Origin of the sequence: Raoultibacter timonensis, from assembly GCF_900240215.1 — a bacterium.
GTDB classification, from domain to species: Bacteria; Actinomycetota; Coriobacteriia; order Coriobacteriales; family Eggerthellaceae; genus Raoultibacter; species Raoultibacter timonensis.
The window spans coordinates 1,819,933-1,827,808 of the sequence record NZ_LT964679.1 but is presented as its reverse complement, the minus strand read 5'-3'; the positions used below and the strand labels follow the sequence as shown (position 1 = coordinate 1,827,808).

Here is a 7,876-nt window from a genome sequence, read left to right as displayed (position 1 = left end):
TGGGGCTTCGTGCCGTGCTGCGTCCTCATTCCCACCGCGGATTCCCTTGCGGAGTTCGTGCGCCCCCTGCAACCCGGCGCCCTTTTGCCCATTGCGGTTTCCATCGTTCTCATGCTTGCCCGCCATATCGTCCAAGCGCTGTCCTACGACGCCGCGTTTGCGGCAGTCGATTTCAAGACGGGGCTTTGGCATAACATCGTGCTCATCTTCTCGCTGGTGTTCATCAACACGTTCTGCCTCTTTTCGGGAGCAACGGGCGTGGCGTTCATCATCGACGACGCGCATCGCAGGGGAGCCGATGCAGGCACCGCGACGAGCGGCGCGATTCTCTCGCAGATCGGCTACTTCGCCGCCGTGCTCGTGATATCGGTGATCGGGTTTGTCACCATGCTCGTTTCGGGTACGATGAACACGCTCTTCCTCATCGGAGGCCTGCTGCTTGCGGGCGTGCTCCTCGTTCTTTCGAGCATGTTCGTCGTGGGGTACAAAAAGCCGCGCGTGCTGTTTCGGGTGTTTCTCATCGTCGAGAAGCTCGTCAATCGGGTGCTCGGCATTCTCAAGAAACGCATGAAGCCCGGGTGGGGCAGGCGCACGGCGAGCTCGTTCATCGATTCGGCGGGCATTCTCGCGCACAACCCGGTGGGAACGCTCGTCACCGTGGGCTATGCGTCGTTCTCGGCCGTTCTCAACATGGCGTGCCTTGTGGCCATCGGCTACGCGTTCGGATTCGAGAACGTCTCGGCGCTCGTGGCCGCGTTTGCCGTTGCCGCCATCTCGGTCATCCTGAGCCCCACGCCGCAGGGCGTGGGCGTGGTCGAAGCCGCCATCGCGGCGATACTGACGGCGCACGGGTGCTCGCTTGCGACGGCTACCGCCATCGCGCTCGTGTACCGCGGCATCATGTTCTGGATGCCGTTCTGCATCGGCGCGGTGCTGCTTTCCCAATCGGGGTTCTTCGCAGGTAAGAAGAATGCGACCGAAGAGCAGCGCGCAAAGGACATCGGTTGGATTTCGGGAACGCTCGTGGGCATCGTCGGGTTGGTGAACATCGGGCTTTCGCTCATTCCCAAATCGTTCGAACCCTACAGCGCGCTCACCTCGTGGATCGACATCGGCTCGTTTCTGACCGGTCCCGTGCTCATCGGGGGAAGCGTGGTCCTGCTCGTTCTGGCGGCAGGGCTCGTGCTGCGGTTCCGCACGGCGTGGGCGCTGTCGGTGACCCTGCTCATCCTGATCGCGGGGGGTGAGTTCCTCTTCGTCGATACCGCGAAGGTCGCCGCGGCCATCGTCGTGCTCGTGTTGTGGCTGTTCTGGAAGCGCGCGGCGTTCGATCGCCCTCTCCAGATGCCCCGACGGCGGTCGAGAAAGGCGGAGGGGGGCCATCCGGGGGCACAGGACGCCGCATCGGCGCAAGCTGCAGGCGAGGGCGTGCGGGAAAAGCGCAGTCGCCGTTTCGAGAAGGCGCCTGAGCCGACGTGGCAGGAGAAGGCCCAGACAGGAGCGACCATACGGCAGCAGGCTCATGACGAGGGAAGCCTCGCTACTGCGACGGGGGAGGCTAAATCGCCGTTTCCCCGGGGCGCCGTTTCAGAAAGGCGCGCGGCGAAGCGCGCCGAACGCGACCGCGCCCGTCGGCGGGCTTCTCTCGACACGGCCGACCTTGACCCGCATTCGGCGCGTGGTAGGATGGCGGAACAGCAGCGCGAACCGGCCCGAGGCCAGGCCGAGCGCGATGCGCGAACCGAACGCTTGAAGCGAAGAACGCACAGCTCTGCACCGACAGCACGCCCGAACGAAAGCGCGGGCGACGATAAGGAGGATTTTCGATGATCATGCTCGAGGAACCGTTCGTCTCAGAAACCCTGATCGAATGGTTGGAGGATTCAGGCCATCCGGTTCTCGACAACCGGATGGCGCGCAGCATAGCTGCGGATCACGACATCGTGCTGTGTCCCGAAGACGAGGCGATCCGCCGCATCGAGGGGGGCGAGCGGCTCTACACCTCCTCGGAAAACGCGCTTGCGTGGATTTCGGAGCACGTGGAAAACGAAGCCGTCGTGCATCCCATCGAGGTGTTCAAAGACAAGGCGCTCATGCGGCGCGTGCTCGCTCCGCTCGACCCCGATTTCTTTTTCATGACCTGCACGGCCGACGAGTTGCGCTCCCTTGATTTCGCGTCGTTGAAGACTCCGTTCGTGCTCAAGCCCTCGGTCGGCTTCTGCAGCGTGGGCGTATACCCGATCGCCGATGAAAACGATTGGGATGCCGCGCTTGACGATATCGACCGCAACGCCGCAACCTGGCACGACATGTATCCCGAGAGCGTGATCGGAGCGAGTTCGTTTGTGCTCGAAGGCTACATCGAAGGCACCGAGTACGCCATCGACGCGTTCTTCGACGCCGAGGGCGAAGCGCATGTGCTCGACGTGCTCCGCCATGATTTCGCCTCGCCCGCCGACACGAGCGACCGCCTGTACTGCACGAGCGCGCGTATCGTATCCGAGATGGCCCCCGAGTTCACCGCATGGCTCGATCGTGTGAACGGGTACGTGGGTGCGAAGAATTTCCCCGTGCACGTCGAGGTTCGCGTGCAGGACGGCGTGATTCGCCCCATCGAATTCAACCCGCTGCGCTTCGCCGGGCTTGGCGGTACCGATATCAGCTGGTACGCCTATGGGTTCAGGACCTACGAATACTACCTCGAAGACCGCGCTCTCGATTGGGATGCGCTTGCCGAAGGCAAGGCGGGCAAGCTTTACGTCATGTCGATGCTCAACGGCTGCCCGTCCGATCTCACCGGCGACGAGACGTTCGATTACGATGCGTTCTGCGCGAAGTTCTCGCATGTGCTCGCGCTGCGCAAGATGGATTATCGGGCAACTGCAAGTTTCGGGTTCCTCTTCTTCGAAACCGACGAGGACGACCCCTCGGAACGCACGTTTCTCGTGAACACCGATTTCAAAGAGTTTCTTACCGCTTAGCTGCCGTTTTACCCGGCATACGCGCTGGCATGCGAGCGAGGTTTCCGCACGAGGCGGAGCCTCGCTCGTGCGTTACCGCCGATTCCACCGATGGTTTGGCCGATTTCCGATCGGATTTCTCTGGTATAGTCTACAATGATGCGAATATATTACTGTTGCAGTCATGTATAAAGCGGCGAGGAGAGCCCTAGGTGCTTTTCGCTTCGAGGACAGGGGGATCACCTTATGCGAATCGGTACGCGTACGTTTGTTGCGGCTGCGTTGTCGGCGCTGCTCGTACTTGCGGGGTGCTCGTCGCCGCAGGAACAAGCGGCAACGGAGCAGAAGCTCGACCCCGCCAATCCGGTGCAGGTCGAAGTGTGGACCTACTACGCGGGCCATCAGCAACAGGCGTTCGAGGGTCTCATCGCCGACTTCAACGCCACCAAAGGCAAGGAAATCGGCGTTTCGGTTACCCATGCGAGCCAGGGCGGCGTGAACGATCTGGCGGCTGCGGTGACGGCCTCCGCCGAGGAGCTCGTCGGTTCGGCTCCGATGCCCTCCATCTTCCTTTCGTACTCCGATACGGCGTTCGTCATCGACGGCATGGGCAAGGTGGCCGATCTCGATCCGTACTTTACCGCCGAGGAGAAGAACGCGTTCATCGACAGCTTCCTCGCCGAGGGCGATTTCGCGGGCGACGGGGGGCTGAAGGTGCTGCCCATCAGCAAGGCGACCGAAACCATTCAGATCAACATGACCGATTGGGAGGTCTTCGCGCAGGAGACCGGCTCGACGCTCGACGAGTTCGAGACGATCGAGGGAATCACGGCGCTCGCGCAGCGCTATTACGAATGGACCGACGCCCAAACGCCCGAAGCTGACGACGGCAAGCCGTTCTTCGGTCGCGACTCGATCGCGAACTACCTGCTGACCGGCTCCAAGCAGCTCGGTCATGAGCTGTTTGCGGTGAAGGACGGCGTGTGCACGCCCGATATCGACAAAGACACGATGCGCTCCCTATGGGACAACTACTACGTACCCTTCGTCAACGGGTACTTTTCGGCTGAAGGCCGCTATCGTTCCGATGCCATAAAAACCGGCGATTTGGTGAGCTATCTCGGGTCGTCCTCTTCGGTGGTGTACTTTCCCTCCGAGGTGACCGTCGACGATCAGACGAGCTATCCGATCGAATTCGGTGCGCTCGAGGCACCGCGTTTCGCCGAAGGCGTTGCCTGCGCTCCGCAGCAAGGAGCGGGCTTCGTGGTGACGAAGAGCGACGAGCGCACCGAGCTCGCTTGCGTCGAATTCCTCAAGTGGCTGACCGAGAAGGAGCAGAACACGAGCTTCTCCATCGAGGCGGGCTATATTCCCGTAACCAAAGAGGCCTGCACTTACGAGAATATCGCGGCTGCTGCAAACGAGATGGAGGAAACGCACGAAAACTATCTCATCAACCTTGAAGCGACGCTGCAAACCGTCTCTGACGGCGTGTATGCCAACGCTCCCTTCGAAGGCGGCGTCGAGGCCCGCGTCGTGCTCGAGAACTCGCTTTCCGACAAAGCGGCTGCCGATCGCGCCGTTGTCGTCGAGGCGGTCGCGGCGGGAGAGGGCCGCGAGGAGGCCGTGGCGCGCCTGAACACCGACGAGAACTTCGAGGCATGGCTCGAATCGTTTACGGCAGACCTTATGGCAACGGTGAGCGCATAGCGATCATGCTCATCGCCCCCGAAGGATCGCATGGGTAAACCGAAACGACAGCAAAGCGACGTGGCGAAGGCGCCGAAACCCCTCTCGAAACGAGGCATTTCGTTTCGTGCGCTCGTTGTTGCCCCGCTGGTTGTGGCGCTTGTGGTGCAGGCGATCGTCTGTTACTTCGTTATCCTGCGCAGCGACAGCCTGACCATGCTCGAGGAGGACACCTACAACCTGTTTGCCGAACGGGTGAGCAGCCGTGCGGGGTACCTCGAGAACGATATGGTGATGCGCTGGTCCGAGACGGGCGAGACGGCGCAAAAACTCGCCGACACCGTTTCGGCGGTGCTCTCGGAGCATGGGGCGGATGCATCCGATATCGGCGCCGCCTCCCCCCTGGCACTTGAGATCATCGACCGGGCGGCCGATGATGTGATCTCGTTCGTCAGGCGCTCGGAGATTGATGGCGCGTACTTCGTCTTGGCGGATGGTGCCGAGGACGGCTCCCAGGGCGAGGCGGCGAATCGCAGCGCACTGTACGTCCTCGATTCCAATCCCGACGTCAATCTCGAAAACGACTCCGATCTGCTGCTTGCCGCATGCCCGATCAGTCTGGCGAAGCGCACCGACATAGCGCTTGCAAGCTCGTGGGAGGCAACGCTAACCATGCCGTCGGGTGAAGACGGCTCGGCCTTCTTCACCGAGCCGCTTGCGGCCGCTCGCGCATTTCCCAACGCGGCAGCCGACGATTTGGGCTACTGGGGGCTTCCCGTCGATATCGGCGACACGGGCAACCGTTCGATCACCTACAGCATTCCCGTCAAGGATGCCAGCGGGCGGGTGTTCGGCGTATTCGGCGTTGAAGTGAGCGCCAACCGCCTTGCCACGTACTTCCCGTACCGCGATCTCGACGATGCGGGACAAGGGTCCTATCTTCTGGTTGTCGGCGACGCGTCGTCGGGTTTCGCTTCGTCCGATGCGCAAACGGCGCCGGGGGAGCCGTTCGATTTCGACGTCGTATCGTCCACCGGCGCCGTGCAGAACATCTACGTCGGGGGAGGATCGTTGACGGTTTCCGCCGACGATCGGGGCTATCTGGTTGCGTCTGCCGACGAGTCGGTTGGCAGGGAGGCCGCGGTTGCCGATGCGAGCATGATCAAGCTCTACGATGCGAATTCCCCGTTTTCCTCGCAGCAGTGGTACCTCATGGGGCTCGTGCCCGAAGGGACGCTGTTCCGCGCATCCGAGTCGCTCGAATCGAACCTTTTCGCCATTCTCGGAGCATCGTTCGGGGCCGGCGTCCTGCTCGCGGTGCTGACGGCGTGGTTCTCTTCGTCGCGTCTGCGCCGCCTTATGGATGAAGTACGCGGCGTCGGGGAAGGCCGCTCGACCGACGAGGCCGACAAGTTCGTGTTCAGGGCAACCGGCGTGCGCGAGATCGACGAACTTGCCGACTCCATCAGCTTCTTCGGGACGGGTCTTGCGGCGGCCGGGCAGCGGTTGTCGCGCATCATGGCGCTGTCCGACCATGCGGTCGGCGCGTTCGAATGCAACCTCAAGACGCTCGAGATCACCTACACCGATCGGTTCTTCGAAACGCTCGGGGCATTCGATTTCCCCGATGCGCCCAAGGACATCAGGCAAAGCGATCTTACGCGCGGCACCCTTCCCGCGGAGAGCTTTGAGCGGCTCATGCGGGCGTATGCTCCGTATTCGGAAGACGATGCCCAGGGAGCGAAGATCATCGCCCTGCCGCATCGCGATCGTTTTTTACGGTTCGTGGTGACCGAAAACGCGGACGAGGGAACCGCAGTCGGCATCGTGGAGGATGTCACTTACGAGATCCGTACGAGGCGGCGCATCGAGCACGAACGCGATCATGACATTCTGACCGGGCTTTTGAACCGTCGTGCGTTCGAGCAGGAGCTCGTGCGCATCTTTGCTGAAGGAAACTTGCGGTTCGCCGCGATGGGCATGCTCGACCTCGACAATCTGAAATTCATGAACGATTCGTTCGGGCACGATTGGGGCGATCAGTACATCCAGGCTGCAGGCGCTGCGCTGCTGTCGATCGTGCGCGACGGGGATTTCTGCTCCCGCGTCTCGGGCGACGAGTTCCTCGTGTTCATCCGCAGCTGCTCGAACGAGGCCGAGGCGACCGCGCGGTTCGGGGAGCTGAAGAGGCGTTTGGGCGAAACCGTGATCGAGGCGCCCGATGGGCGCATGCTCAAGGTGCGCGGCTCCATCGGCGTGGCGCTGTACCCGCGCGATGCCGTCGAGTACGACGAACTGCGCGATTTCGCCGATTTTGCCATGTACACGGCAAAGCACTACCGCAAGGGCGAGCTGTGCTTCTTCGAGAAAAAGCACTACGACATCCAGTCGTCGCTGCTCGACAAGCGCGAAGATCTGAACAAGCTCCTCGACGAGATGCTTGTCGACTACTACTTCCAGCCGATCGTCGATGCGCGCACCGGCGCTGTTTTCGCGTATGAGGCGCTCATGCGCCCCTTGCTGAAATCGTTCGAATCGCCCGCCATCGTCATCGATCTTGCGCGTATGCAGTCGAAGCTCTACCGCGTGGAGCAGATGACCTTCTTCCGCGCGCTTTCGATATTCGTCGAGCGCGATCCGGGAACCGGCGCCAAGCTGTTCGTGAACAGCATCGGCACGCAGAGCCTTTCGCTCGAAGACGAACAGGATATCGAGTGCCGGTTCGGGCCGCTGCTCGAGCGTTTGGTGATCGAGATCACCGAAGGCGATTTCGGACGCGAGCTGTTCGGCTACAAAGAATCGCTGGCGCGGCGCTGGGGCGCGAGTTTGGCTATCGACGATTTCGGTGCGGGCTACAACGGCGATGCGACGCTGCTCGAGCTCGAGGCGTCTTACGTCAAGATCGACATGTCGATCGTTCGCGGCATCGATTCGGACGTGAACCGCCAGGACATCTTGAGGTCTCTGCTCGGATACGCTCACGACCGCAGCGTTTCCGTTATCGCCGAGGGCGTGGAAACCGAATCCGAGCTCGCTGCGGTTATCGAGCTCGGAGTCGATTACATCCAGGGGTTCGCGGTCGGGAAGCCCTCGGCGGAACCCTCCGATGTGGACGCCGGCATGGGAGACGTCATCAGAAGGCTTAACGAGAGATCGTGAAACCTCTGTGGACTTACTGTAGGCATTGGGTTCAAATTTGGTCCGATTCGGCGGTGCTTTGATAAGCT

Annotated in this window: 4 protein-coding genes; all 4 read left to right on the top strand. The window is 61.7% G+C overall.

The annotated features are described in order from the left end of the window. The coding region (locus C1722_RS08135) for a lysylphosphatidylglycerol synthase transmembrane domain-containing protein (RefSeq protein ID WP_425319348.1) at positions 1 to 1,830 on the top strand (1,830 nt) is incomplete at its 5' end. Beyond that, the gene (locus tag C1722_RS08130) at positions 1,827 to 2,981 is read left to right on the top strand and encodes an ATP-grasp domain-containing protein (RefSeq protein ID WP_102378781.1); all 1,155 of its coding nucleotides are present in this window, start codon (positions 1,827 to 1,829) and stop codon (positions 2,979 to 2,981) included. The genes C1722_RS08135 and C1722_RS08130, both read left to right, overlap by 4 nt. A gap of 225 nt (positions 2,982 to 3,206) precedes the next feature. After that, positions 3,207 to 4,670, top strand: a complete 1,464-nt coding sequence (locus C1722_RS08125) for an extracellular solute-binding protein (RefSeq protein WP_102378780.1) — start codon at positions 3,207 to 3,209, stop codon at positions 4,668 to 4,670. A 30-nt stretch (positions 4,671 to 4,700) separates the two neighbouring features. Beyond that, a complete protein-coding gene (locus C1722_RS08120; protein WP_244902495.1) occupies positions 4,701 to 7,808 on the top strand; it encodes an EAL domain-containing protein in 3,108 nt (1,035 codons plus the stop codon). Positions 7,809 to 7,876: the final 68 nt, after the last annotated feature.